Source organism: Enterobacter sp. SGAir0187, assembly GCF_002952735.2.
GTDB classification, from domain to species: domain Bacteria; phylum Pseudomonadota; class Gammaproteobacteria; order Enterobacterales; family Enterobacteriaceae; genus Enterobacter; species Enterobacter quasiroggenkampii.
Window position 1 is genome coordinate 4,263,504 of the sequence record NZ_CP025034.2, and the last position, 26,550, is coordinate 4,290,053.

The 26,550-nt window shown below is 54.9% G+C and carries 20 protein-coding genes and 3 tRNA genes; 12 read left to right on the forward strand and 11 right to left on the reverse strand.

The genetic code is table 11. The features are described 5' to 3' along the window. Nucleotides 1-155 precede the first annotated feature (155 nt). From dacD to CWR52_RS20435, 4 genes are all read left to right on the forward strand, one after another. Nucleotides 156-1,322 (forward strand): serine-type D-Ala-D-Ala carboxypeptidase DacD, encoded by a 1,167-nt coding sequence (dacD, locus tag CWR52_RS20420; protein ID WP_104950578.1) that lies wholly within the window; start codon nucleotides 156-158, stop codon nucleotides 1,320-1,322. Nucleotides 1,323-1,441: 119 nt separating this feature from the next. Then, a complete protein-coding gene (gene sbmC / locus CWR52_RS20425; RefSeq protein WP_104950579.1) occupies nucleotides 1,442-1,915 on the forward strand; it encodes a DNA gyrase inhibitor SbmC in 474 nt (157 codons plus the stop codon). 92 nt (nucleotides 1,916-2,007) lie between these two features. Continuing rightward, nucleotides 2,008-3,066, forward strand: a complete 1,059-nt coding sequence (locus CWR52_RS20430; RefSeq protein ID WP_104950580.1) for an FUSC family protein — start codon at nucleotides 2,008-2,010, stop codon at nucleotides 3,064-3,066. A gap of 281 nt (nucleotides 3,067-3,347) precedes the next feature. Beyond that, nucleotides 3,348-3,683 (forward strand): DUF496 family protein, encoded by a 336-nt coding sequence (locus tag CWR52_RS20435; RefSeq protein WP_008499467.1) that lies wholly within the window; start codon nucleotides 3,348-3,350, stop codon nucleotides 3,681-3,683. 46 nt (nucleotides 3,684-3,729) lie between these two features. On the opposite strand, the gene CWR52_RS20440 is transcribed toward CWR52_RS20435, so the two are convergent. After that, nucleotides 3,730-4,065 carry a gamma-glutamylcyclotransferase family protein gene (locus CWR52_RS20440; RefSeq protein WP_104950581.1) on the reverse strand — a complete coding sequence of 112 codons (336 nt, stop codon included), beginning with the start codon at nucleotides 4,063-4,065 and terminating at the stop codon, nucleotides 3,730-3,732. 53 nt (nucleotides 4,066-4,118) lie between these two features. Continuing rightward, nucleotides 4,119-4,194 (reverse strand) — tRNA-Asn (locus tag CWR52_RS20445). 161 nt (nucleotides 4,195-4,355) lie between these two features. Between CWR52_RS20445 and emmdR the strand changes: the two genes are divergently transcribed. Together emmdR and CWR52_RS20455 are read left to right on the forward strand one after the other, a co-directional pair. After that, nucleotides 4,356-5,810: a multidrug efflux MATE transporter EmmdR gene (gene emmdR / locus CWR52_RS20450; RefSeq protein WP_129546965.1), complete on the forward strand. Its 1,455-nt coding sequence runs from the start codon at nucleotides 4,356-4,358 to the stop codon at nucleotides 5,808-5,810. A gap of 103 nt (nucleotides 5,811-5,913) precedes the next feature. Further along, a tRNA-Asn gene (locus CWR52_RS20455) sits at nucleotides 5,914-5,989 on the forward strand. A gap of 142 nt (nucleotides 5,990-6,131) precedes the next feature. Here CWR52_RS20455 and CWR52_RS20460 read toward each other — a convergent pair. From CWR52_RS20460 to shiA, 3 genes are all read right to left on the reverse strand, one after another. Then, on the reverse strand, nucleotides 6,132-7,898 hold the full coding sequence (locus CWR52_RS20460; RefSeq protein WP_104950583.1) for an aminopeptidase P family protein: 1,767 nt from the start codon (nucleotides 7,896-7,898) through the stop codon (nucleotides 6,132-6,134). A gap of 18 nt (nucleotides 7,899-7,916) precedes the next feature. Beyond that, nucleotides 7,917-9,371: an AMP nucleosidase gene (locus CWR52_RS20465; protein WP_045908120.1), complete on the reverse strand. Its 1,455-nt coding sequence runs from the start codon at nucleotides 9,369-9,371 to the stop codon at nucleotides 7,917-7,919. A gap of 73 nt (nucleotides 9,372-9,444) precedes the next feature. Continuing rightward, nucleotides 9,445-10,764, reverse strand: coding sequence for a shikimate transporter (gene shiA, locus CWR52_RS20470; protein ID WP_104950584.1), 1,320 nt, complete (start codon nucleotides 10,762-10,764; stop codon nucleotides 9,445-9,447). 257 nt (nucleotides 10,765-11,021) lie between these two features. Here shiA and pagP point away from each other — a divergent pair, with 257 nt between their 5' ends. Next, complete coding sequence (pagP, locus tag CWR52_RS20475; RefSeq protein ID WP_045908122.1) at nucleotides 11,022-11,597, forward strand: lipid IV(A) palmitoyltransferase PagP; 576 nt, start codon at nucleotides 11,022-11,024, stop codon at nucleotides 11,595-11,597. Here the strand turns inward: pagP and CWR52_RS20480 are convergent. From CWR52_RS20480 to CWR52_RS20490, 3 genes are read right to left on the reverse strand one after another with little or no spacing between them, the layout of a single operon-like run. Further along, on the reverse strand, nucleotides 11,594-12,559 hold the full coding sequence (locus CWR52_RS20480; protein WP_104950585.1) for an acyltransferase: 966 nt from the start codon (nucleotides 12,557-12,559) through the stop codon (nucleotides 11,594-11,596). The genes pagP and CWR52_RS20480 overlap by 4 nt on opposite strands. Then, nucleotides 12,556-15,618, reverse strand: a complete 3,063-nt coding sequence (locus tag CWR52_RS20485; RefSeq protein WP_104950586.1) for an efflux RND transporter permease subunit — start codon at nucleotides 15,616-15,618, stop codon at nucleotides 12,556-12,558. The genes CWR52_RS20480 and CWR52_RS20485 overlap by 4 nt, the downstream gene beginning before the upstream one ends. Next, nucleotides 15,618-16,703: an efflux RND transporter periplasmic adaptor subunit gene (locus CWR52_RS20490; RefSeq protein ID WP_167467787.1), complete on the reverse strand. Its 1,086-nt coding sequence runs from the start codon at nucleotides 16,701-16,703 to the stop codon at nucleotides 15,618-15,620. Before CWR52_RS20490 ends, CWR52_RS20485 begins: the two co-directional genes overlap by 1 nt. A 396-nt stretch (nucleotides 16,704-17,099) precedes the next feature. Between CWR52_RS20490 and CWR52_RS20495 the strand changes: the two genes are divergently transcribed. From CWR52_RS20495 to ldtA, 3 genes are all read left to right on the forward strand, one after another. Further along, nucleotides 17,100-17,531: a universal stress protein gene (locus tag CWR52_RS20495; protein ID WP_028019628.1), complete on the forward strand. Its 432-nt coding sequence runs from the start codon at nucleotides 17,100-17,102 to the stop codon at nucleotides 17,529-17,531. A gap of 47 nt (nucleotides 17,532-17,578) precedes the next feature. Beyond that, the gene (locus CWR52_RS20500) at nucleotides 17,579-20,272 is read left to right on the forward strand and encodes a cation-transporting P-type ATPase (RefSeq protein WP_104950588.1); all 2,694 of its coding nucleotides are present in this window, start codon (nucleotides 17,579-17,581) and stop codon (nucleotides 20,270-20,272) included. Nucleotides 20,273-20,333: 61 nt separating this feature from the next. Continuing rightward, a complete protein-coding gene (ldtA, locus tag CWR52_RS20505; protein WP_104950589.1) occupies nucleotides 20,334-21,230 on the forward strand; it encodes a L,D-transpeptidase in 897 nt (298 codons plus the stop codon). A gap of 145 nt (nucleotides 21,231-21,375) precedes the next feature. On the opposite strand, the gene CWR52_RS20510 is transcribed toward ldtA, so the two are convergent. After that, nucleotides 21,376-21,451: transfer RNA gene (locus CWR52_RS20510), tRNA-Asn, on the reverse strand. Nucleotides 21,452-21,771: 320 nt separating this feature from the next. Here CWR52_RS20510 and nac point away from each other — a divergent pair. Next, a complete protein-coding gene (gene nac, locus CWR52_RS20515; protein ID WP_008499475.1) occupies nucleotides 21,772-22,689 on the forward strand; it encodes a nitrogen assimilation transcriptional regulator NAC in 918 nt (305 codons plus the stop codon). A 96-nt stretch (nucleotides 22,690-22,785) separates the two neighbouring features. Further along, entirely contained in the window at nucleotides 22,786-23,736 is a 951-nt protein-coding gene (gene cbl, locus CWR52_RS20520) for an HTH-type transcriptional regulator Cbl (RefSeq protein WP_028013741.1), read from the forward strand. A gap of 71 nt (nucleotides 23,737-23,807) precedes the next feature. On the opposite strand, the gene CWR52_RS20525 is transcribed toward cbl, so the two are convergent. Both CWR52_RS20525 and CWR52_RS20530 read right to left on the reverse strand, forming a co-directional pair. Beyond that, entirely contained in the window at nucleotides 23,808-24,914 is a 1,107-nt protein-coding gene (locus CWR52_RS20525) for a radical SAM protein (protein ID WP_348982979.1), read from the reverse strand. A gap of 7 nt (nucleotides 24,915-24,921) precedes the next feature. Continuing rightward, nucleotides 24,922-26,532 (reverse strand): bifunctional metallophosphatase/5'-nucleotidase, encoded by a 1,611-nt coding sequence (locus CWR52_RS20530; RefSeq protein ID WP_104950591.1) that lies wholly within the window; start codon nucleotides 26,530-26,532, stop codon nucleotides 24,922-24,924. Nucleotides 26,533-26,550: the final 18 nt, after the last annotated feature.

Here is a 26,550-nt window from a genome sequence, read left to right on the forward strand (position 1 = left end):
CAGACCGAATAAAAAGCACCGCCGCGTCGCAAATTTGCGCGCCAGCTTCAGAGAAAAATCTGCGTTCTGTCACATTTTTTTGCAATTAAGCCAGGTAACGACATCAGAACTCCCGTAAAAAGGTCATCGATTTTTAATGACCTGAGGATATACCGTTGAAACGCCGTCTGTTTATTGCTGTTTCTTTACTCGCTTCGAGTGTCTCATCTGCTTTTGCGGCCGAACCACTGGATTTTTCGCCGCAGCCTCCGGCCATTCAGGCTGGCTCCTGGGTGCTGATGGATTACACGACTGGTCAGATTTTAACGGCGGGCAACGAACATCAACAACGTAATCCGGCGAGCCTGACCAAGCTGATGACGGGCTATGTGGTGGATCGGGCCATTGATAGCCACCGCATTACGCCGGACGACATTGTTACCGTAGGACGTGATGCCTGGGCAAAAGGCAACCCGGTTTTTGACGGCTCGTCGCTCATGTTCCTGAAAGAGGGCGATCGCGTCTCCGTGCGTGACTTAAGCCGCGGTCTGATTGTCGATTCCGGCAACGACGCCTGCGTAGCGCTGGCCGATCACGTGGCGGGCGGGCAGCCGCAGTTCGTGAAGATGATGAACGACTACGTGCAGAAGCTGAACCTGCGCGATACGCATTTTGAAACCGTCCACGGGCTGGACGCGCCGGGCCAGCACAGCTCGGCCTATGACCTGGCCGTACTCTCCCGCGCCATCATCCACGGTGAGCCAGAGTTTTATCATATGTACAGCGAAAAGAGCCTGACCTGGAACGGAATCACCCAGCAAAACCGTAACGGCCTGCTGTGGGATAAGACCATGAACGTGGACGGGTTGAAAACGGGGCATACTTCGGGGGCGGGTTTTAACCTGATTGCGTCTGCCGTAGACGGCCAGCGCCGTTTAATCGCGGTGGTGATGGGGGCGGACAGCCCGAAAGGGCGCGAAGACCAGGCCCGGAAACTGCTGCACTGGGGGCAGCAGAATTTCGATACGGTGCAGATCCTGCATAGCGGTAAAAAAGTAGGGACGGAGCGCATCTGGTACGGCGATAAGGAGCAGGTGAAACTGGGCACCGATCAGGACTTCTGGCTGGCCTTGCCGAAAGCGGAGGTTCCCAACATCAAAGCCAGGTACGTTCTGGATAAAAAAGAGCTGGAAGCGCCGATTGCTGCGCATCAGCGGGTCGGGGAGATTCAGCTCTATGACCGCGACAAGGTGGTAGCCCACTGGCCGCTGGTCACGCTGGAAGCTGTTGATAAAGGCGGCCTGCTCTCTCGTCTGAGCGATTATCTGCATCACACGCTTTAACCGCTGCTGAGCAGACTGGCAGGGTTGCGAGTCTGCTCACATAATAAACACTCCTCGTTTGCTGATAATGATAACCCAGTTTTATAGTGTATAAATATACAGTGATAAACGGAGGCAGCATGGACTACAGCATTACGCAGCAACAGAAACGTAAGATTGCCGGTTTTCATTTGGTCGGCCCGTGGGAACACACGGTAAAGCAGGGCTTTGAACAACTGGTCATGTGGGTCGACGGGCGTCACATTGAGCCGCTGGAGTGGGTGGCGGTCTATTACGATAACCCGGATGAAGTCCCGGCAGAAAAACTACGCTGTGATACGGCCGTGACGGTACCGGATGATTTCGTCATCCCGGAAAACAGCGAAGGCGTCATGATGACGGAAATCGCGGCCGGGGATTATGCCGTGGCGACGGCGCGCGTGGAAAACTACGACTTCGCCACGCCGTGGTATCAGTTCTTCAATTCCCTGCTACAGGACAATAAGTACCAGATGGCGCTCAAACCCTGCTTTGAGCGCTATCTCAATGACGGCAATGCGGACGGCTACTGGGATATCGAAATGTATATCGCCGTCGAGCACAAAAGGTTTTAAGCCTGCTAAATGAAGGGTTTTTCAGCCGGGAGCGATCCACCCGGCTGAAAACACAGTACAATTGTGCTTTGCCGTGTAGCTGGAGAGCGGGTGTGCGTCCCGACAAATCATTAACCCCTTTTGAAATTCGGTTGTACAAACACTACCGCGTGGTGCACGGGTGTCGCATTGCGCTGGCGTTCGTATTAACGTTTGTCCTGGTGCGTTTGCTGGAGGTTCCGGAAGGGACGTGGCCGCTGATCACGCTGGTGGTGGTGATGGGGCCCATCTCGTTTTGGGGGAACGTTGTCCCGCGCGCCCTGGAGCGTATTGGCGGGACCGTGTTAGGTTCGGCCCTGGGGCTAATTGCCCTGAAGCTGGAGCTTATCTCGTTCCCGGTCATGCTGATATGGTGCGGTGCCGCTATGTTCCTGTGCGGCTGGCTGGCGTTGGGTAAAAAGCCTTATCAGGCGCTGCTGATAGGTATTACGCTCGCGGTGGTGGTCGGTGCACCCGCCGGGGATATGACCACGGCGCTGTGGCGAAGCGGGGATGTCATCCTGGGTTCACTGCTGGCGATGCTCTTCACCGGTATCTGGCCGCAGCGCGCTTTTCTGCACTGGCGTATTCAGATGGCCAGCTACGTCACCGCGTTTAACCGCGTCTATCAGGCCGGTTTTTCCCCGAATCTGGTTGAGCGCCCGCGCCTGGAAAAGCACCTGCAGACCATCCTAAACGACGTGGTCAAAATGCGCGGCTTGATCACGCCAGCCAGCAAAGAAACCCATATTCAGAAATCAATTTTCGAAGCTATTCAGACGGTGAGCCGCAATCTGGTCTGCATGCTTGAACTGCAAATCAACGCACACTGGGCCACGCGACCCAGCCATCTGTTGATGCTTAACGCGCAGACTCTCAAAGAGACCCAGCAGATGACGCAGCAAACGCTGTTTACCATCGCCCATGCGCTCTACGAAGGTAACCCGCAGCCGATCCTGGCCAACAGCGAGCGACTGAACGAGATCGTCGCGGAACTGAAGCAGTTAATCAATGAGCGCCAGAGCGATAACGTGGCGGAAACACCTATTCATGGCTACGTCTGGCTGAGCATGGAACTGGCGCGGCAGCTTGAGCTGTTATCGCACCTGATTTGCCGGGCGCTGCGCAAATAAAAGGCGTATGTGACGCCTGCTGCTTCGATTCAGCAGCAATTGGGGTTATGATAGCTTTAAACGATATATACCCTAAATAATTCGAGTTGCGTGAAGGCGGCGACGCAGTGAATCCTCAGGAGCGTACATCAGTACGTGACTGAGGTGAGCGAGGAAGCCAAGCACAGGCAACTTGAAGTATGACGGGTATACTCATTGCCATTCGCAGCCGCTGTCAGTAAGGTTATTGTTACAACGGTTGCTTTAACGAATCCGAATCTCACATTATCAGGGGTGTAAAAATGGAAACTACCAAGCCTTCGTTCCAGGATGTTCTGGAATTCGTCCGCCTGTTCCGCCGCAAAAACAAACTGCAGCGTGAAATCCAGGACGTTGAGAAGAAGATCCGTGACAACCAGAAACGTGTTCTGCTGCTCGACAACCTGAGCGACTACATCAAGCCAGGCATGAGCGTTGAAGCTATTCAGGGCATCATCGCCAGCATGAAGAGCGACTATGAAGACCGTGTTGATGACTACATCATCAAAAATGCTGAGCTGTCCAAAGAGCGTCGTGACATCTCTAAAAAGCTGAAAGTGATGGGCGAAATCAAAAACGGTGAAGCAAAAAGCGAGTAATCGCAGCGAATAGTGAAAAAGGCTCTCTGGTGACAGAGAGCTTTTTTTATGGCTCAGAACGCGGCTGTAGCTGGTAAATCCAGGCTTGAACCTGCTCGCCTTCAGAGGTGGTCACCGTGACCTCAACCCGATCGTAGCCGTCTTCAAACTCATCCAGCATTGACCAGTGTGCGGCAAGGCGATCAGAGATAAACAGATAGCCTTCGACGCGGGGGCCATCGGGGTGGAGCACGATCCCCGGAAAGTCCGCCGCAGCGCCCCAGCCGCGTTCGTAAAACGTACCGGAGACGAAACCGGCCAGCCATTCGCCGCCAATGTTTTCAAGAATATGCGCATTTGAGTGGCCCGGGCGCAGCGTGCCGTAGACAAACAGAGCGTTCATTTTCCCTCATCCGCAAAGCAAAAAGCCTGCTTTAAAAGCAGGCTTTTTAAATTTGGCTCCTCTGACTGGACTCGAACCAGTGACATACGGATTAACAGTCCGCCGTTCTACCGACTGAACTACAGAGGAATCGTTGTGGAGGCTTATCTTAGCGGCGAAAAAAGTTTTGTCAAACCTGATCTTAGGGAAAATCGATTGATTGCTGATTCTGTCGTCAGTTTGTTGTAAATCCACACATCTTTTTCCGGAAAATACTTTGCAGGATGAGCATTTCTCCCCCATTATTTGAAATGGAGTTTCAACTTTTCTCGCTAAGGTCCATTTTGAACGTCACTGCCTCCTTACGCCAGGCGATCGCGCGCACGCCATGGTATGCAAAACGTAAAAGCTATCGGGTTCTCTTCTGGCGTGAAATCACCCCTCTTGCCGTGCCTATTTTCCTGGAAAATACCTGCGTTCTGCTGATGGGGGTACTGAGCACCTTCCTGGTGAGCTGGCTGGGAAAAGAGGCGATGGCGGGTGTAGGTCTGGCGGACAGCTTTAACATGGTGGTGATCTCGTTCTTTGCCGCCATTGACCTCGGCACGACGGTGGTGGTGGCCTTTAGCCTCGGCAAGCTGGATCCCAAACGTGCGCGCGAGGCGGCACGCCAGTCGCTGATGATCATGACTGTCTTTTCGGCCGTTCTGGCGGCGGTGATCCACTATTTCGGCAAAGAGATCATCGATTTTGTCGCCGGGGAGGCCACGAACGAGGTTAAAGACCTGGCGCTGACCTATCTGGAGATGACCGTCATCAGCTATCCGGCGGCGGCCATCGCCCTGATTGGCAGCGGCGCGCTGCGCGGGGCAGGGAACACTAAAATTCCGCTGCTGATCAACGGCGGAATGAATATCCTGAATATTATCATCAGCAGCGTGCTGATCTACGGCGTCTTCTCGTGGGACGGGCTGGGCTTTGTCGGTGCAGGACTGGGACTAACCATTTCACGCTATATCGGTGCAGCGGCGATTATCGGCGTGCTGATGGCGGGGATCACCCCCTCGCTGCGCCTCACGCTGAAGAGCTATTTCCGCCCCTTTAATTTCGCCATTATCTGGGAAGTGATGGGGATCGGCATTCCCGCAAGCATTGAATCAGTGCTGTTTAACGGCGGGAAATTGCTGACGCAGATGTTTGTCGCCGGGATGGGCACCGACGTGATCGCCGGTAACTTCATCGCCTTCTCCATTGCCTCGCTGATTAACCTGCCGGGTAACGCGCTGGGCTCTGCATCGACCATTATTACCGGGAAACGGCTCGGGAAAGGGCAAATCGGCCAGGCGGAGCGACAGCTGCGCCACGTTTTCTGGCTGTCGACCATCGGACTGACCTTGATTGCCTGGGGAACCGCGCCGTTTGCCGGGCTGATGGCCTCGTTCTATACCCATGAAGACGACGTTAAAGAGGTTGTAAAAGTCCTCATATGGCTCAATGCGGCTTTTATGCCTATCTGGGCGGCCTCATGGGTACTGCCCGCCGGGCTAAAGGGCGCGCGCGACGCCCGCTTTGCGATGTGGGTGTCGATGCTTGGCATGTGGGGATGTCGCGTCGTGGCGGGGTATACGCTTGGGGTAATGCTCGGATGGGGTGTGATCGGCGTCTGGCTGGGGATGTTCCTGGACTGGGCCGTGCGGGGCGTGCTGTTCTACTGGCGTATGGTCAGCGGGCGCTGGCTGTGGAAATATCCGCGACAAAATGCCTGACAATTGCGCGAAGTGGAGAATAAATCGTCAAACGATCGGAAATATGCATTCTGCCTTTGACATCCCGGGAGCGCATCGATAATATGCGCCCCGTTCACACGATTCCTCTGTAGTTCAGTCGGTAGAACGGCGGACTGTTAATCCGTATGTCACTGGTTCGAGTCCAGTCAGAGGAGCCAAATTTAAAAAGCCTGCTTTTAAAGCAGGCTTTTTGCTTTTCTGCGCAAGGTAAATGCAAAACGGCAACCTTGTTGCCGTTTTTAGTGTGTGCACCCTCTCCCGTGGGAGAGGGTTGGGGTGAGGGCACCAGACCGCACGAAATTACAAACGAACCGGTGCCGTCGCCGCTTCCAGCCACGGACGCGCATCGCTGTTCACCAGCGGTGACAGCGCCTCGCGTACCTGCTGGTGATACGCATCCAGCCACTGCTTTTCCTGCTCGCTCAGCAAATGTAGCTCAACCTGGCTTAAGTCGATCGGGATCAGCGTCAGCGAGGCAAACCTGCAGAACCCTGGACGGCTCTCCACAATCTCCACCTGGTTTTCAATACGAATACCGTGGCTATCGCCCAGATAGTATCCCGGTTCAATCGTCATGATATTGCCCGCCACCAGCGGCCACGGGTTGACCTTTTTGGCAATGCGATGCGGGTTCTCATGGATAAGAAGCTGATGACCCACGCCATGCCCCGTGCCGTGATCGTAATCCAGTCCCATCTCCCACAGCGGACGACGCGCAAAGGCATCCAGCTGATGCCCCTGAGTCCCGGAAGGGAACTGCAGGGTAATCAGCGACAGGAAGCCTCTCAGCACGGCGGTGTAGTGCAGGCGCTGCTGCGGGTCGACCTTACCCCATGCCAGCGTGCGCGTGGCGTCGGTCGTGCCATTAACGTACTGACCGCCGGAATCGTTCAGGTAAAAATGGTCATGACCGATGGGCTTGTTGCTGGCCTCGCTCGAATGATAGTGGCACATCGCCGCATTGCTCGAAGAGGCGGAGATGGTCGCAAAACTCTGCTCGATAAACCCGGGCTGCTGTTGACGGAACGCCAGCTGCTGCGCCTGCACTTCCAGCTCGGTGAGCGGATTTCCTGCCGCCTCGCGCAGCGGCACTTCGCGGCTCAGCCAGGCCAGGAAGTTGACCCAGGCGGCGCCGTCCTGGTGATGACACGCGCGATAACCGGCCAGCTCAACCGGGTTTTTGGTGGCTTTCATCAGGGTGATGGGATCGGTCCGCCAGACAATCTCTCCCTTGGGTTCGATGGCAAAGCGCAGGGCGACCGGCGCGGAATCGGCATCAACCATCACCCGTTTTCCTGCGGCAATCTGCTGGCAGCGTTCGACAAAGGCGTCCTGTGGCGCAATGGTAAACGCATTGCGCACGTCTTCCGGCAGGGCGCCGAGCTTGTTGTCGTTAACAAACCACTCAACGTGGCCGTCACGGCCCAGAAGAGCAAAAGAGAGCGGTACCGGGCTGTAAGGGATATCCGCGCCACGGACGTTTAACAGCCAGGCGATATTATCCGGCAGGGTAACGGCGAGATAATCGGCATTGCTTGCAGCCAGCACGGCGGCGACGCGCTGACGTTTATCAGCACTGCTTTCACCGCTGTATTCAACCGGCATTTCCCGGATAAGCCCCGCCGGTGCGGCAGGGCGGTCAGTCCATAGGGTGTCAAACGGCGAGGCTTTCAGCGGGACCAGCTCGCAAGGCGTGGCAGACAGTTGCTCAAACTCTGAATGGGTCATCAGCAGTGGGTCAAAACCGATGCGCGTCCCGGCCTCAGCGTTTTCCGTCAGCCATTCAGCCAGCGGCTCGTTGTGCAGGTGGCGGATCTCTACCTCATCCGTATTGACCTGAACGCGAGCCTGAACCTGATAGCGCCCATCGACGAACAGCAGCGCGTTGTTTTTCAGCACCAGCGCCACGCCGGCCGAACCGTCAAAGCCCGTCAGCCAGGCCAGCTTTTCGTCGTAGGGCGCGCAGTATTCGCTCTGCCATGCATCCGCACGCGGGACGATCATCCCGTCGAGATGGCTGGCCTCAAGCCAGTGGCGCAGTGCAGAGAGCGGAGATGTGCTGGACATGATTATTCCTTATCGTTATTAGCGGAACGGCGGCTCGTTGAAGGTGCGCAGCTTGCGGGAATGGAGCCGGTCACCTTCTGCCCGCAGCAGGTCAATGGCGCGAATGCCGATTTGCAGATGTTCGGATATCGCACCTTCATAGAAACGGTTGGCCTGGCCGGGCAGCTTAATCTCGCCGTGCAGTGGCTTATCGGAGACGCACAGCAGCGTGCCGTAAGGGACGCGGAAGCGATACCCCTGCGCGGCGATGGTGGCGCTCTCCATATCAATGGCCACCGCGCGGCTCAGGTTGAACCGCAGCGCGGAGGCGGAGTAACGCAGCTCCCAGTTCCGGTCATCCGTCGTGACGACCGTACCGGTGCGCAGGCGCTGCTTAACTTCTTCACCCGGCATGCCGCTGACCTCTTTGGTGGCGTCGTACAGCGCGCGCTGCACTTCGGCGATGCTCGGGATTGGGATATCCGGCGGCAGCACCGCATCCAGCACGTGGTCATCACGCAGATAGGCGTGGGCGAGCACGTAGTCGCCTATCAGCTGGCTTTCACGCAGGCCGCCGCAGTGGCCGATCATCAGCCACACGTCCGGACGCAGCACCGCCAGATGGTCGCAGATGGTCTTGGCATTTGACGGGCCCACGCCAATGTTAATCAGCGTAATGCCCTGGCCGTCGGCGGTGATCAGGTGCCAGGCGGGCATCTGATGTTTTTTCCACGCCAGGTCGGAAATGGCCTGCTCGGGCGCTTCGGTCTCCGCAGTGATCCAGATCCCTCCCGCACAGGAGAGGGCGATATACGGGCTTTCCGGGTCGAGGATCTGGCTGCAGCCCCAGCGGACAAACTCGTCAACGTAGCGGGTGTAGTTGGTAAAGAGGACGAACGGCTGGAAATGTTCGACGGGCGTGCCGGTGTAGTGGCGCAGTCGCGCCAGGGAGAAATCGACCCGGCGAGCATCAAAGTGCGACAGGGGAGAAAATTCTGCCGGGTGATAGATCCCATCGGCCGTCTCATCGCCAATCTGTGAAAGCTCCGTCGTCGGGAAGTGGCGGGTCAGCCCCGCGCTCATTGAGCGATCCAGCGTTAGCGCCGAACCGTCAATCACGTAGGGGTATGGAATTTCATGCTGCGAGGGCTCAACGTGAATGTGCGCGCCGTAATCCTGATACAGCAGCGTAAGTTGTTCTTCGAGGTACGGGCGGAACAGGGCCGGGCGGGTGACGGTGGTGCTGTAGCAGCCGGAGTGGGTAAAACGAGCGTAGGCACGGGTTTTCGGTGTTGTGCTGGCGCTGCCGTCCCAGGTCACAGAGAGCGATGGATAAACAAAAAGGCCCTCGGTTCTGGCCTTTTCGTCGGGAAGTTTCCCTGTTTCGATATATTCGCTGATGGCGCTGCGCAGCGCGTTGACGGACTGTTCGTACAGCGCGTCGAGTTTTTCCAGCGCCTGAGCCGGGGTCAGGCTGGAGCCCTTATTATTCATCTCTGTCTCCTTGTTCCACAGGTGTGCGACTCTACCCGATAGTATGTCACACGCCTGTGAAACAAAAGTGAGATCAGCGGTGGCTCGTCTCTTTCATCAATAGCGCCGTTGCCGCCGACAGCAGGCAACCGGCCAGCAGATAAACCGCCACGCTGTGCCAGTTACCGCCGGAGAAGGTCACCAGCGCGGCGGCAATAAACGGCGTAAACCCGCCGCCGACCACGCTTGCGACCTGGTAACCCACGCCCGCGCCGCTGTAGCGGTAGCTGGCGCCGAACAGTTCGGTAAACATCGGCTGCTGCACGCAGACCACCATATCGTGAGCGATGTTCGCGAGCATGATGGCAAAAAAGACAATCCAGAAGATCGACTGCGCCTCCAGCGCCATAAAGAATGGCCAGGCGCTGAGGCTGCCAATCAGCGCCCCGGTGATATAGACGCGACGGCGGCCAAAGCGGTCCGCCAGCCAGGCGAAGCAGGGTATCGTCAGACAGCTGATTCCGCCGACCAGCAGGCCGATATTCAGGAACAATTCACGCGGCAGGCCGAGATTCTGCGTCGAGTAGTTCAGCGCAAAGGCGGTGACGATATACATCGTCAGCAGCTCGCACAGGCGCAGGGCGATAATTTTCAGAAAAGCGCCAGGGTGCCGAATCAGGGCTTCCATCACCGGCAGCCGCTTTTTGACGGCCGGTTTTTCCTGCTGCTGCTGCTGTTCGAATTCAGCGGACTCCTCCATGCCGTTACGGATCCACAGTGCGGCAATGACCAGCACGATGCTGAAGATGAACGGAATGCGCCAGCCCCAGCTCAGGAACTGCTCGTCGGTGGTAAGCTGGCTGATTAGCGATACCAGCCCGGTAGAAAGCAGCAGCCCTACGCCGTACCCGACCTGCACGCCGCTGCTGTAAAACGCTTTCTTATTTTTTGGCGCGCTCTCAACGGATAGCAGCGCCGCGCCGCCCCATTCGCCGCCCACGGCGAAGCCCTGAATGGCGCGTAATGTCACCAGCAATACCGGGGCCCACCAGCCAATGGCGGAAAACGACGGGAGAATGCCAATCAGCGCGGTGGCGATCCCCATCATCCAGACGGTGAGCATCAGCATGCGCTTGCGGCCCAGGCGGTCGCCGAAGTGGCCGAAGATCACCCCGCCCAGCGGGCGAAACAGAAAGCCGACGCCGAAGGTGGCAAACGCGGCAAGCGTACCCATCGCAGGGCTGATTTGGGGGAAGAATTCGCGGTTAAACACCAGCGCGGCGGTAATGCCGTAAAGCAGAAAATCATACCAGTCGACGACGGCACCCGCGAAGCTGCCGAGTGCGGCGCGGCGGGCGCGATTGAGCGAAGGTGTCTCCTCGTTGGGACGATCGGAGATGAGGGTGGAGTCCATAGTTGTCCTGTCCGTACTGATTTTTTAATTATTGGTATAAGAAAAGGTCACTCACATTGCGCCCGTCATATAAACGGAACCTATGAGACTACCGCGACAAAACGCCTGAGAAAACGTTTTTATCTTTCCGGAAGGTGCTGAATAAATAAATTTCATCTTCCCCTGCCTTGAGATAAATCAGTCTGTTTGGCTCCGGTTAGTGCTGAATGGATTACAGTAATAGTGACCGCCGCGTGAGTTAAGCTGAGGGAATAACGATGCAACGCACCTTTTCGGCATTCTGGATGATTCTTTTTTTATTCGTCGCACCGCTTCAGGCGGAGCCCAACGTCTATGGCGAGCAACGCATCAGCGGCTGGTGGAATGCGTTGACGGAAGACATTTCGCAAACCTGGGCGCAGCCTCAGCGTTACGATCTGTACCTGCCGTTTCTGAGCTGGCACGCTCGCTTTATGTACGACAAAGAAAAAACCGACAAGTACAACGAAATGCCGTGGGGAGGCGGGCTGGGCGTTTCCCGCTATAACGAAGAGGGTAACTGGAGCGCGCTTTTCGCGATGATGTTCAAGGACTCGCACAACGAATGGCAGCCCGCGATGGGCTATGGCTGGGAGAAGGGCTGGTATCTGGATAATGCCAGAGATTTCCGCCTTGGGCTCGGTGCCGCCGCGGGCATCACGGCGCGAGATGATTTTGCGAACTATGTCCCGCTACCGTTCATCTTCCCCCTTTTTTCGGCCAGCTATCAGCGCGTTACCGTCCAGTTCACCTATATTCCCGGGACGTATAACAACGGCAACGTGCTCTTTGCCTGGCTGCGCTTAGGCTTTTAAAGGGTGATCACCTTTTTTGCCACGGCGTTAGACAATACCAGCATGGAGAGGAGAACCGAGGTGACGAACGTGAGCACAATCAGCGCCAGCTTCATACCGAGCGACGTCACCGGTATCAGCGCCGTCAGCAGATGAAACACCGAGTAGTGCACAATATATACGCCAGTCATCGTTTTGCTGATGGCGGCCAGTATGGACTCCTTAAATTCAGCATTGCGGCGAAAGCGCACGCCGTTCGCCGCAATCACCAGGGCAATTATCAGGATGTAGATCTGCGAGCCGGTGAGGATAAAGGCGTTTCTGTCGGCCTTAAACAGGGCAAAAAAGAAGTGGCGCTCGTAAAACCAGGTGAAGAGATAGATAAACGGGATGGCGATAAGCGCCGCCCGGACTACATTTTTGCGGCTTATCCACTCGGCGATTTTAGGATCGCAGAAGAGTTGTCCCGTCAGATAAAACAGCAGCCACGTCCACAGCCGATACTGCGGTGAAAGAGAAAGGGCGTGCGTTTCAGGATAAAGCGCCGATAACAGATCGTATCCGTAGGAAAAGAACAGCAGGGCAGCAATCGCGCCGCAGAACAGCGATCTCCGCTGGCTAAGCCACTCTATCGCCGGGTGGAAGGTGTAAATCACGACAAAGGCGAACACGAACCAGGGCTGGATTAAATACCCGCGCTGATAAGGCTCCCACAGGTAGTAGATCGTTATCCAGAACAGAAAAACAATCACAAGACTTTTAATTTTACCCAGCTGCCAGCGCGTGCCGTGCCGGGATTGTCCGTCGAGATAGCCCGACACCACAAAAAACAGCGGTGTAGCGATCGTCGAGATAAAGGTTAAAAACCCCAGGATCCAGTGATAGTCATAATCATAATGATCCCAGGTATTGTAGATGGTGAAGAAGGTAACCGCCGTCATGCAGCCCAGCGTCTTGATAATGTTCAGCCCTGTCGCATTCATTGTTGTTTGGCTTCGTCCTTACGATGGAAACACGCATAGATCACGGGGAGTACCAGTAGCGTCAGGATTGTAGCAAACCCCAGTCCAAACATAATCACAACGGCCATGCTCTGGAAGAAAACATCCAGCAGTAGCGGAGCCAGGCCAAGTACGGTCGTGAACGCGGTGAGCAGGATAGGGCGCAGGCGCGAGGTGGCGGCATAAACGATCGCGCTGTGCTGATCCTTTTGCGTTTTCTGCTGTTCGATCTCTTCCACCAGCACGATGCCGTTGCGGATGAGCATTCCGCTCAGGCTCAGCAGACCAATCAGCGCCATAAAGCCAAAGGGAATGCCGGTAATTAAAAATCCTGGTGTGACGCCAATCAACGCCAGCGGTACGGTCAGCCAGATTGCGACGGCATTTTTTACCGAGCTGAACATCAGCACCGTAATGACAAACATCACCAGATACCCGAGAGGCAGCGTTGTGAACAGCCCTTGCTGCGCTTCACTGGAGTTTTCCGCATCGCCCCCCCACTCGATGCTGTAGCCGTGTGGCAGGGGAAGGGCATCAACCTGCGGCTTCACGCGGGCGAGAATATCGCCGGAAGTTTGCTGGGTCAGCGGGTCAGGGTCCGTCTGAACCGTCAGTACCCGCGAGCGGTCGCGTCGAAGAATGAGCGGATCTTCCCACTCCAGAGAGAAGCGACTGACGACGTTACTGAGCGGGATATACTGCTGCCGCGCCTGGCTCCACACCAGCACGTTGTTCAGGTGGCTGGCATCCAGCCTTTCGCTTTCCGGGGGCCTCACCACCACGGGCAGCAGGTCGCTGCCTTCCCGATACAACCCCGCCCGGCTGCCGGAGAAATTCATCTCCAGCGCGTTGTCGACGTCCTGTTTATCCACGCCAAGCTCGCGTCCCAGCGCGGCGACGTACTGCGGGCGGATCACTTTGCTGCGGTTTTGCCAGTCGTTTCGGACGCTCCCCGTAGCCGGATCGCGCGCCAGAATATCGTCCACCTGGCTGGCAATCAGACGCAGCCTGTCAGGATCCGGGCCTTTAATGCGCACTTCAATGGCGCTGTCGCCGGAAGGGCCAAACATCACCCGTTTCGTGCTGGCGTTCACCTGCGGGTAGTTTCGCGCGATGTACTCGTCAACGTGGCGGGTCAAGGGGGAAATGTTACGCTGGTCATCCATGCGCACCATGATCTGCGCATAGTTGCTGTACTGCCGTTGTCCGCTGTAGGTCAGAATAAACCGCATGCTCCCCTGACCGATGGTAGAGACGGTGGTTTCCACGCCGGGCTGGCCCTTGATGGTTTTCTCAATATCACCGGTCATTTTCTCGGTCCATTTGATATCGGTCCCGTAGGGTAACCACAGGTCGACAAAGAAAATCGGCGTATTGGACGACGGGAAAAAGTTTTGCCGCACCGCGCCAAACCCCCAGACAGACGCGGCCAGCAGGGCGGCCATCACTACCAGCGTCGGTGCCTTATGGTGCAGCAGCGTGTTAAGCAGGTGCTGATAGAGGCGGTAGAGACGTTTGTCGTAAGGATCTGACTCGTCAGTGGTGCCCGGCGCGCTGTCGTTTTTAAACAACCACCACTTAATCATCACCGGGGTGAGGGTGAGCGCCGAGAACCAGCTCAGCATCAGGGAAATCAGCAGCACCTGGAAGAGGGATTTACAGTATTCCCCGGTGGAATCCTGCGACAGCCCGATAGGCGCAAACGCAAGGATAGCGATCACCGTCGCCCCCAGCAGCGGCAGGGCGGAGCGACGGATGATAGTGTTAACGGCGGTTAATAGCGGGGAGCCCTGCTGTCGGGCAATCAACACCCCTTCGACAATTACGATGGCGTTATCCACCAGCATGCTGAGGGCGATAATCAGCGCCCCAAGCGAGATGCGCTGTAGCTCAATGCCCCAGAGATACATAATCAGCAGCGTGCCCAGCACGTTAAGCGCGAGGGAAAACGCGATGATGATCCCGCTGCGTACGCCCATAAAGATCAGCAGCACGCCGATGACGATCGCCAGCGCCATCAGGAAGTTAATAATAAAACCGTTAACAGAGTGGCCCACTTCGCCTGCCTGATCGTAAAACAGATCTATCTGTATGCCTGCCGGTTTTTCCGCCGACATCTGGTTTAGCTTCGCCTCCAGTGCGTGGCCCACGTCGATCACGTTCACGCCGCGAATAAACGAGACGCCCATGGTGACGGCTTTTTTGCCGTTGGCATGGTAGATACTGGCTGGCGATTCGTTCAGCCCGCGCGACAGCGTGGCGATATCCCGCAGACGCGTCGCCGCCCCGGTGCCGGAAGGCGTGATGATGAGATCCGCCAATTCATCCAGATTCTCGAACTCACCGGTCGGGTGCAGACGAATGGATTCGCTGCCGGAGGTGATTTCTCCGGCGCTGGAAACGACGTTAAGCCTGCTGAGCAGGGCGGAAAGCTGGTTCAGGGTAATGCCGCGCGCGGCCATTTTGGTCAGGGAAATATCGATATTGACCTGTTGGCTAATCGCTCCACCGATGGCAACCTTCGCGACCCCGGGGACCAGAATCAACTCGCGGCGCAGCTGCTCCGCGTATCTCACCAGTTCAGGATTACTGAATTCATCCCCGGAAATGGCGAAGAAGAAGCCGAACACGTCGCCGAAATCGTCGTTCACAAAGGGCGTGACGACGCCGGGCGGGAACTGACGCGAGGCGTCGCCCACGCGGCGGCGCAGTTCATCCCAAATCTGCGGCAGTTCGTTTGAGTGATGGCGTGACGCGATGTTAACGGTGATTTGCGACAAACCGTTTGAAGAGATGGAGCTCACGTTGTCCAGATAAGGCAGCTGCTGAAGGGCATTCTCCAGCGGCAGCGTCACCTCTTCTTCGACCTGCTGAGCGGATGCGCCGGGGTAGAGGGTGACAACCACTGCGGTTTTGATGGTAAAGGCGGGATCTTCCAGCCTGCCGATATTCAACAGCGCGAAAATACCCCCAATGCCCAGCAGCAGAATCGTTAGCCAGACGCGAACAGGGTTATTAATAAATTGACGAGAGATATCCATTACAGTCCCCGTTCACGCGTCCAGATACGCACCGGCTGGTTGGCATGCAGCTCCCCAACGCCTGCGGCTACCACGCGCTCACCCGCCTTAAGCCCGCTGGTGATCACCACGCCTTCGGTAATCACTTGCCCCACGCTGACCTTGCGGTCTTCAAGATGGAGCGTGTCGCCTTCTCCCGCTACAACCCAGACGTGCGGCTCATTGCGCGGGCTGTTGTCCGGGTTAAAGACTGCCTCAACCGGTACGACCAGCGCCTGAGTGCCCGTGCCAGCCGGGAGGTTGGTTAAATTAATGGTAACCGTACCGCTTACGCCACCGACGGCGGGAAAATCATCTGGCCGCGGCATGGTTAGTATTACCTGCCAGGTCAGGGTATTACTGTCGCTGCTGCCCGAGTGTTCTTTATAAACGGCGGTAAATTCCCGATCCGGAATGGCGTTAATTCTCACTACCGGGCGATACTGCGCGTTGCGAATATCAAAGGTCTTAAACAGGTTTTCAGGGATGCTGAACACCACGTCAAGCAGATCGGTGCGGGTTAACGTCGCGATGGGCTGACCGGCAGACACCACCTGATGGTTTCGGACATGTACGCTGGCCGCCGTCCCGCTGAAAGGGGCGACAAGCGTCATTTGATTCAACTCTTCTCGGGCGATCTGTAGCGCCGCATTCGCCGAATCGCGGTTCGCACGCTGCACGTCCATTTCGGCTTTCGAAATCGCCTGGCGGCCCGCCAGCGTCTGGAAGCGATCGAACTGCCTCTGGGCCAGCGTCGCCGCCGTCTGCCTGTCGTTAACCCGCTGCTGGGCTTCACGGGCGTTCAATCTTGCAAGCTGTTGGCCCTGCTTGATGGCTGCGCCCTGACGCACATCGAGCGCTTCAATTTGACCAGCGCGCTTGAAGGAAAGGTCTGTGGCATCGCCCGATTCAATGCGGGCGGGAAAAACGCGCTGCTGGGCGTGACCGGGAACCGTCACCTCCGCCACTTTAACCATTCTGGGCAGGGGGGAGGCTTGTTCAGGTTTAGGATCGCACGCCGTGAGCGTTAACAAAACGAACGGTAAAAGAGAGAAGTAGCGGTTCACTGTATTCCCCTAATAAATAACTGTTTTATTTATTCCATAACCTGGACAGGGGTGACACTATTCTGCCAGAACAGTGACGACCATATAGGTAAATAAACCAATCGCCGTGCTGGCGATAATGGCAAGCGCAATAAACATACCCAGTCGGATCAGGCTTATACCATACATACATTCCTCCATGAGCCGGAAGCGGTGGCTAACTATGAGCATAGTCGGCGAAAACATAAATGTTAAATAACCATTAGCAGTGGGGAAGCGCTAAACCTGATATTCCTGTGCTACGTTTAATATTATTCATCTCTTTTTACCGTAACTGGCATTAAGGGCAACCCCCTGCATTTAATGCGTTTTTATGCTTCATTCACTCTCATGTTGGTTATAAAAAGGATGCTCGATATGTATAAAAACATTCTCGTTCCGGTGGACGTCTACGAGACAAGCCTGGCGGATAAAGCGTTGCAACATGCACAGTTTCTGGCGCAAAGCGCATCAGGTGACATTCATTTGCTGCACGTCATGCCCAAATTTTCAGCCGAACTGACGCGCGGTTTTATTTCAGATGCGCGCAAGATGGATGAATATATGATTAATAATTCGAAAGAAAAACTGTCTGACCTGGTCAAAAAATTGAATCTGCCAGAAGAGCGGGTTCATCTCCATGTTCGTAGCGGAAATGTTCGTGATGAGGTTATTAAGCTGGCGGATGAACTTGCTGCTGGCGCGATTATTGTCGGCTCTCGAAATCCAAATATTCAAACCCATTTGTTAGGTTCGGAGGCGGCAAGTATTGTCCGTTACGCCCATGTTCCTGTTTTCGTTATTCGTTAATTACATGAAAGCAAGGTGATTTCTGAATAGAACCTGAGGAAGGAACGATGAAAACAGGAAAACCTGAACGTCCGTATTATCAACAAACCGTTGACGAAACCCTGTCGAATATCCACTCCACTCTGGAAGGACTTAGCGGCACTGAGGCATCAGCCCGACTTCAGCAGCATGGTGAGAATGCATTACCGCAAAAAAAGGGCAAACCCGCCTGGCTGCGCTTCCTGGCGCATTTTAACGATGTATTAATTTACGTTCTGCTGGTGGCCGCGTTGCTTAAGCTCTTTATGGGCCACTGGGTAGACATGTTTGTGATCCTTGGGGTTGCCATCATTAACGCGCTGATTGGCCATATCCAGGAGAGCAATGCTGAAAAATCATTGCAGAGTATTCGCAATATGCTCTCCAGCGAAGCCGTGGTGGTACGACAGGGGAATCATGAAACGATCCCCACCACGTCGCTGGTTCCGGGTGATATCGTGGTGATCCGCGCCGGGGATCGTATTCCTGCGGACCTGCGTGTGATTGAAGCGCATAACCTCCGCGTGGAGGAGGCCATCCTGACCGGCGAATCCACCGTTGTTGAAAAAAACAGCGATGCGTTGAGCGGGGAACTGCCTTTAGGTGACCGGTATAATCTGCTTTATTCAGGCACCACCGTCAGCTCCGGCGGCGGTAAAGGCGTGGTGGTGGCAACCGGGGGCGAGACCGAGCTTGGCCACATTAATCAGATGATGTCCGACATTGAAAAGCACCGCACGCCGCTGATGGTGCAGATGGATAAGCTCGGTAAAACCATCTTCATGACTATCCTGGTCATGATGGTAGCGCTGTTTGTTTTCAGCCTCTTGTTCCGGGATATGCCGGTTTCTGAACTGGTGCTGTCGCTTATCAGCCTCGCCGTTGCCGCCGTGCCTGAAGGCCTGCCGGCCATCATTTCCATCATCCTTTCGCTTGGCGTACAGGCCATGGCACGTCGCAAGGCCATCATTCGTAAGTTGCCCACGGTGGAAACCCTGGGCGCAATGACGGTCATCTGCTCGGATAAAACCGGCACCCTGACGATGAATGAAATGACGGTCAAAGCGGTGATTACCGCTGAGACGACCTATCGCGTGGAGGGCGACAGCTACGAACCTGTGGGGAATATTCACCCCGTAGATGACCCGACGCCCCTCAGCGTGACGCAGGGTTCCCTGCTGGAGCGCTACCTGCGCACCATTGACCTCTGTAATGACAGCCAGCTGATCAAAGACGAGCAGGGGCTGTGGAAGATCACCGGGGGACCAACCGAGGGCGCGCTGAAGGTGCTGGCGGCGAAAATCCCTCTCCCTCCACTCGATACCGAAATGCGCAGTAAAATCCCGTTTGATTCGCAGTATAAATACATGTCCACGCTGAACCGGCTGGGCGATGAAGAGGTGATTTTAATCACCGGCGCGCCGGACGTCCTGTTCCGCCTCTGCCAGTACCAGCAGACAAATGACGGACTGCAGCCTTTCGATCAACCTTACTGGGAAGGTAAGATTGAAGTGTATGCCCGGGAAGGGTTGCGTATGGTGGCTGCGGCCTGGAAACCTGCCCGCGAGGGACAGCGCGAGCTGGATCACCCGGACCTGCGTGATGGCGTGATCCTGCTGGGTATTGCGGGAATGATGGATCCGCCGCGTCCGGAGGCCATTACTGCGATCGCCGACTGTCTGCAGGCCGGGATCCGCGTGAAAATGATTACCGGCGACCATCCGCAAACGGCAATGAGCATTGGGCAAATGTTGGGGATTGGTAACGCCGCAAGCGCTATCACCGGGCGTGAGCTGGAGGCGATGGACGATCGTCAGCTGAGCGACGCCGCCCAGCAGTACGACATTTTCGCCCGTACCAGCCCGGAGGATAAGTTCCGCCTTGTGCAGGCCCTGCAAAGTAAACAGGAAGTGGTGGGTATGACCGGGGATGGCGTAAATGATGCCCCGGCGCTAAAGCGGGCGGATGTGGGTATCGCCATGGGGATTAAGGGGACTGAAGTTACCAAGGAAGCCGCCGACATGGTGTTAACGGATGACAACTTTGCCACCATTGCCAGTGCGGTGCACGAGGGACGTCGTGTTTACGATAACCTGAAAAAAACGATTCTCTTCGTTATCCCGAGCAACATTGCGCAGGCCCTGCTAATCATCATCGCGCTGCTGGCGGGGAACCTGATCCCGCTGACGCCGGTCCTGATCCTGTGGATGAACATGGCGACGTCGGCAACGCTGTCGTTTGGCCTGGCGTTTGAAGCGGGTGAGAAGGATATCATGAACCGGCCACCGCGTAAGGCGAATCTGCATGTGATGGACGGCTATGCCATCTGGCGCGTGGTGTTTGTCGGTCTGATGATTGCCATCAGCGCTTTCGTGTTGGAAGCCTGGCTACAGCCGCGCGGTTACTCGGCGGAATTTATCCGCACCGTGCTGCTGCAAACCCTGGTGACCGCGCAGTGGTTTTACATGCTTAACTGCCGCGTTAATGACGGCTTCTCGCTGAGCAAAGGCCTGCTGGCGAACAAAGGGATTTGGATCGTCAGCGGCGTGCTGCTGGCGCTACAGCTTCTTATCATTTACGCACCGTTCATGCAGATGCTGTTTGGCACAGAAGCGCTGCAGTTCCGCTACTGGGTCATCACCTTGCTGATTGGTTTTGTGATGTTCCTTATTGTCGAGGCGGAGAAAGTGCTGACGCGCCGGTGGCGCAAAACCGAGGCGTGATAGCGTAAACTGAGAAAGCCTGCCTGAGACCGGGCTTTCTCTTTTTTGAGCATAGGAAACTATGATTAGACTTACCTGGTTCGTCCTTACGCTGTGTGCCGTTGCCCCCGGTGCGTTTGCCGTAACCTATACGCTACCGCCGGAAGGCAGTCGTCTGGTGGGAGCCCCGATTATCATCACCGTTCCCGAGCACAATACGCTGCCTCTGGAAGCCTTTGCCGCGCGCTACGGTCAGGGGCTGAGCAACCTGCTGGAAGCAAACCCGGGCGTGGATCCTTTTTTACCCAAATCCGGCACCCGGCTGGTAATACCTCAGCAACTGATTCTGCCTGACACCGTCCGCGAGGGCATTATCGTTAACGCGGCAGAAATGCGCCTTTACTACTACCCGCCAGGCGGCAACACCGTTGAAGTGCTGCCCATCGGCATCGGTCAGGCCGGGCGTGAAACTCCGCGTAACTGGGTGACGGCCGTTGAGCGTAAACAGGTGGGGCCAACCTGGTCTCCGACGCCGAATACGCGCCGTGCCTATGCGGCAGAGGGGAAAACGCTGCCTGCCTTCGTGCCCGCCGGACCGGATAACCCGATGGGTCTGTATGCCATCTATATTGGCAGGCTGTATGCCATACACGGCACAAACTCGAATTTCGGCATCGGACTGCGGGTGAGCCAGGGCTGTATTCGTCTGCGCAATAACGACATCAAATACCTTTTCGATAATGTCCCCGTTGGAACCCGCGTACAGCTTATCGATCGGCCCGTTAAAGTCACCACGGAACCGGACGGCAGCCGCTGGGTGGAGGTTCACGAGCCATTATCACGTAACCGTGCGGAGTTTGAATCGACCCGGAAAGTGCCTCTGCCAATGTCAGCCGCGCAGCGGACGCAGTTGGTAAACGAGGGGGCGGGAGCCGAACTGGAACGGCGGTCAGGGATGCCGGTTAAAATCGGCATGTGAAGCCTTAGTGCGGGCTGGTGCCCTCACCCCATCCCTCTCCCACGGGAGAGGGAGCAAACACTAAAAACGGCAACCAGGTTGCCGTTTTGCATTTACCTTGGGCAGAAAAGCAAAAAGCCTGCTTTAAAAGCAGGCTTTTCAAATTTGGCTCCTCTGACTGGACTCGAACCAGTGACATACGGATTAACAGTCCGCCGTTCTACCGACTGAACTACAGAGGAATCGTGTGAACGGGGCGCATATTATCGACCTGCGTTCACCTTGTCAAAGGGTGGATCGCCGCCTTTTGATCGTTTGCTGACAAAATCGGCAAAGTGATGTTTTTGACAGCGGAATGCACCGCTTTGGTGCGGGTATACCTCTAATGGGGCAGATCATAAACTGCTGTTTCGGTAATAAAACCCCCCTCCATGATTAGGTTTCCTTATTTTCAGGCGCTTAGCGCCCAATTCAGACCGCCTGGTAAAAGTGGCATTCATATTGCAAAACCTGTTCAACAACGACAGCCGGTTCCGGCACAGCATTTTGAACAGGGGGCAAAATGAACTTAAGACGACTGAAATACTTCGTAAAAATCGTCGATATCGGCAGCCTGACTCAAGCGGCAGAAGTGCTGCATATCGCGCAGCCTGCGCTGAGCCAGCAGGTGGCTACTCTGGAAGGCGAGATGGATCAGCAGCTGTTGATCCGCACCAAACGCGGCGTCACGCCAACGGAAGCCGGTAAGATCCTGTATACCCATGCGCGCACCATTCTTCGCCAGTGTGAACAGGCGCAGCTGGCGGTGAATAACGTGGGCCAGACCCTGAGCGGACACGTGTCCATCGGGCTGGCGCCGGGTACGGCGGCATCGTCCATTACCATGCCGCTTCTGCAGGCCGTCCGCGCTGAGCTGCCTGAAGTGCTGGTCTATCTGCACGAAAACAGCGGGTCCGTACTGAATGACAAACTGCTCAACGGCCAGCTGGACATGGCGGTCCTTTACGATCGCTCTCCGGTTGCCGGGATCACCAGCCAGCCGCTGCTGAAAGAAGATCTCTACCTCGTGGGCACCCGCGACTGCCCGGGCCAGAGCGTCGACCTTACCGCCGTGGCAGAAATGAACCTCTATCTGCCGCGCGACTACAGCGCCGTGCGCGTGCGCGTGGACGAAGCGTTCTCCCTTCGCCGCCTGACGGCCAAAATTATCGGTGAAATCGACTCGATCTCCACGCTGACCGCAGCCATTGCCAGCGGCATGGGGGTCACCGTTCTGCCGGAATCCGCAGCACGCTCGCTGTGCAGTGCGGCAAACGGCTGGATGGCGCGGATCACCACGCCTTCCATGAGCCTGCCGCTGTCGCTGAACATGTCCGCACGCGGTTCGCTGTCGCCACAGGCGCAGGCGGTAAAAGAGATTTTGATGTCACTGGTCAGCAAGCCATCGCTTGAGAACCGTGAACTCCAGCTCGTGAGCTGATATTCCATAAAAGCATAAGATGCTGGTTTTTATTATTTGTTCTGCAGCTCGGCTGACTCTAACAATAGAGCTATGTCAGATGCGCCGGAGTGAATCGTGAATTTCCAGCAACTTAAAATTATCCGTGAGGCGGCCAGGCGGGACTACAACCTGACCGAGGTCGCCAATATGCTTTATACCTCCCAGTCCGGCGTCAGCCGCCATATCCGCGAGCTGGAAGAGGAACTGGGTATAGAGATCTTTATCCGTCGCGGCAAGCGGCTGCTCGGCATGACGGAGCCGGGTAAGGCTTTGCTCACCATCGCTGAGCGGATCCTCAACGAGGCCAGCAACGTGCGTCGCCTGGCGGATCTCTTCACCAATGACGCCTCGGGCGTGCTCACCATCGCCACCACCCACACCCAGGCGCGCTACAGCCTGCCGCCGGTGATTAAAGCGTTCCGCGAACTTTTCCCTGACGTCCGTCTGGAGCTTATCCAGGGCACGCCGCAGGAAATTGAAGTGCTGCTGCAAAACGGTGGGGCGGATATCGGCATTGCCAGCGAACGCCTGAGCAACGACCCGCTGCTGGTGGCTTTCCCCTGGTTCCGCTGGTACCACAGCTTATTACTTCCGGTCGATCATCCGCTGAATCAGGTTTCTCCCCTGACGCTGGAAGACATTGCGAAATGGCCACTCATTACCTACCGCCAGGGGATCACCGGACGCTCGCGTATTGATGAAGCCTTCAACCGTAAAGGGTTAACGCCGGACATCGTGCTGAGCGCGCAGGATTCTGACGTGATCAAAACCTACGTCGAGCTGGGGCTGGGCATTGGTCTGGTGGCGGAACAGTCCAGCGGAGAACGCGAAGACGGGAACCTGGTGCGTCTTGATACGCGTCACCTGTTTGACGCCAATACCGTATGGCTTGGCCTGAAGCGTGGACAGCTGCAGCGTAACTATGTGTGGCGCTTTATCGAACTTTGCAACGCCGGGCTGTCCGTTGATGAGATTAAACGTCAGGTCATGGAGCCGGAAGAAGTGGCGATTGATTATCAGATTTAGGTGCGGTTTTGCCCGGTGGCGCTGCGTCTACCGGGCTGCAATATCCTTCTCTCTGCAACTTAAGAACTATATCAGGCCAAATACTGACGAATATCGGAAGGCGCATAGTTTTGTTCCCACAAAGCCCTCATCATCAACATATAGGGTTCAACATAAGTAAAAAAAGCCTGATAACTTTCGCAAAAATAATTAAGCTGCGGAACCCCACTCCGGGAAAGTGCTATGCGATCTTGTGTGCAACCGCCATGGCAGGCGAATTCCATTTTGCACCGCGTACATTCTTCTGCCAGTGTCAGATTAACAAAACGATCGCATTGATAAATATCCTCGTTTATTTTCAGCGCTGACTCGCCATCCTCATATGAGGCGTAAACACAGGTCGGCACAGATAACCCACACCACGAAGCAAATGCACGTTCAAACATGGGTACGTGAATTGTTCCAATGTCAAGACGTATCCAGGTATAAAAAATCGTTTTCAAAAAAGTGCCCAGTGCGGCGGGGTCAAGGCTTTGCGCATCCACACCACCTTGTTCAAGCGGTTTAAGGAAGGGAATAAACCGCATATGACGACTGCCAAGATGCTTCAAATAATGATAGATTCGCAGCGGTTGCTGGCTATTTATGTTATTAATGACGGTAAGCGTATCGAATGTAATATTGTGTTTTTGCAGTAACCTCACGTTTGTTTCAATCATATTAGTTACTGGGCTTTCAAACATCGTTTTGCTGAACCCGTCGCATGACTGACTATCACCATCTACCGAAATGCAAATAAGAAAATCATTCTTTTTGAAGAATTCACACCAGTCATCATCTAATGTAGTAGCATTGATAAGCAATGTATTAATAATATTTTTGCCTTGTGCAAATCGCTGTTGTAAGTTAATGATGCGTTTAAAAAAACGTAAACTATAAGAAGGTGATGTACTATCCTGCCAGGAAAAATGCACATCGTCAGTTTTCCATGCATCAATTTTCTGACGAATATATTGCTTAAGCGTCGTTTCGTCCATTGAACACGTTTGGTATTCCGGAGGTAGTCGCGTTTTATGGAGATGGGAGCAATGTGCACAGTGTAAATTACAGAGTGCAGTTAAGTGTTTTTCCGTCATAGGGCAATTTTCCATCTTTATATAAAATTGATGCCATCCATAAACATAAATGAATGGCATCATTAATTTTTTACTTACTGGCTTCAACCCGCATTTCATTAACTTGTGCAGGAATAATTTTGTGCCCTGACTTCAGATAGTCAATGACCACATCGGACATATTGTGTCCGGCACGGACTTGAACATTTTTCCCTTCTTTAAATGCCAGAAAACCATCGCCTCCTAAAGCAAGGAATGTTGTCGTAGCAACATGGTACGTCTCCGTATCGGCAATCTCTTTGCCGTTAATTGTGAAAGATACTACGCGCTTACCGGCCGGTTTCTGCGGCATATAATGCATTTCAGCCCCCTTTGACATTTGCAGTATGCCATTCGTGAGCGATGCTCCATGCTCCACCAGATTACGCAGATCCTTACCGCTGAGATCCATCTCTGTAAGCTCATTCTTGAAGGGGAATATACTGGTAATGTCGCCAAAGGTAATCGGGCCCGCGTTGAGATCGGCCCGTAAGCTACCGGAATTAATCAGCGCAATCTGTGCATTCGGCGCGGCGACAAGCATTGCATCCGTAAACACGTTGCCCAGTTGTGATGATTCGCCATAAGCGCGGGTCAGCATGATCGGCGATTCACCCACTGGCTGACGCACAATATCCGCGAGTTTTTTATTCCAGCCATCGATAACTTTCTGTGTTGTTGGATCGGGCTTCCATTCATCGGCATAAAGTGTTTTCAGTTCAAAGCTTTTTACTTTTTTGGTTTTCGCCCCAGGTTCAACGTCAAGTATCAACTTACCGACATCGATACCACCGCTGTCAGTAGACAGGATTAGCGTATTCCCCACCTTGATCGGTTCCTGTGTGCCAACATGAGCGTGTCCGGTGATGAGAATATCAAGACCTTTGACCTGACTGGCGGTCTGAATATCTTTATCCAGTGCACGCCTGACATCTGTACTCCCAATACTGGACTGACGTGCCGGAACACCTTCATGCACGAGCGCAACGGTGACGTCAACTTTACCCCGTAACTCATCCAGGTAATGCTGCAGATATTTCACCTCATCGCGAGCTTCAATTCCCTGATTTTTGAGGGCTGCGGCTGATTTATCAAAGCGGTTGTTTTTATCATTATCGAGCCCCTGGATCGAGAGCTCTGAGATGGTGTCATTAAACGCATACACGCCGTGCAGCCCAATAACGCCAATTTTAACGCCATCCTTTTCCAGGATAGTGTACGGTTTGTTCCAGAAAGGTCTCTCGCTGTCCTTATGGAACACATTCCCCAACAGTACCGGGAAGTTTGCCTTGCTCAATTGTCGCAAGAGATTATCCCAGCCATGGTCAAACTCATGATTACCAATTGATACCGCATCAAAGGGCATGGTATTCATAATATCAATAATCGCCTGACCCTTAGTCAGAGTACTGATATATGGCCCGGTAAAATAGTCGCCTGCATCAAAATAGAATGTGGCTTTATTTTTGGATTTTTCCTGTTTGACTAAAGTGGTGATATTAGCGAATCCTCCAATTGCTCGTTTACCGTCTGCGACATACGGGAGTTTGTAAGTATCAACATGAGCATGGAGATCATTGGTATAAATGATAGTGACATCTTTGGCGCAGGACCAGAATGGCAACGTTAACAGAATACCTGCGGCAATTGTTTTTATCTTCATGGTTAATCCCTTGCAGTG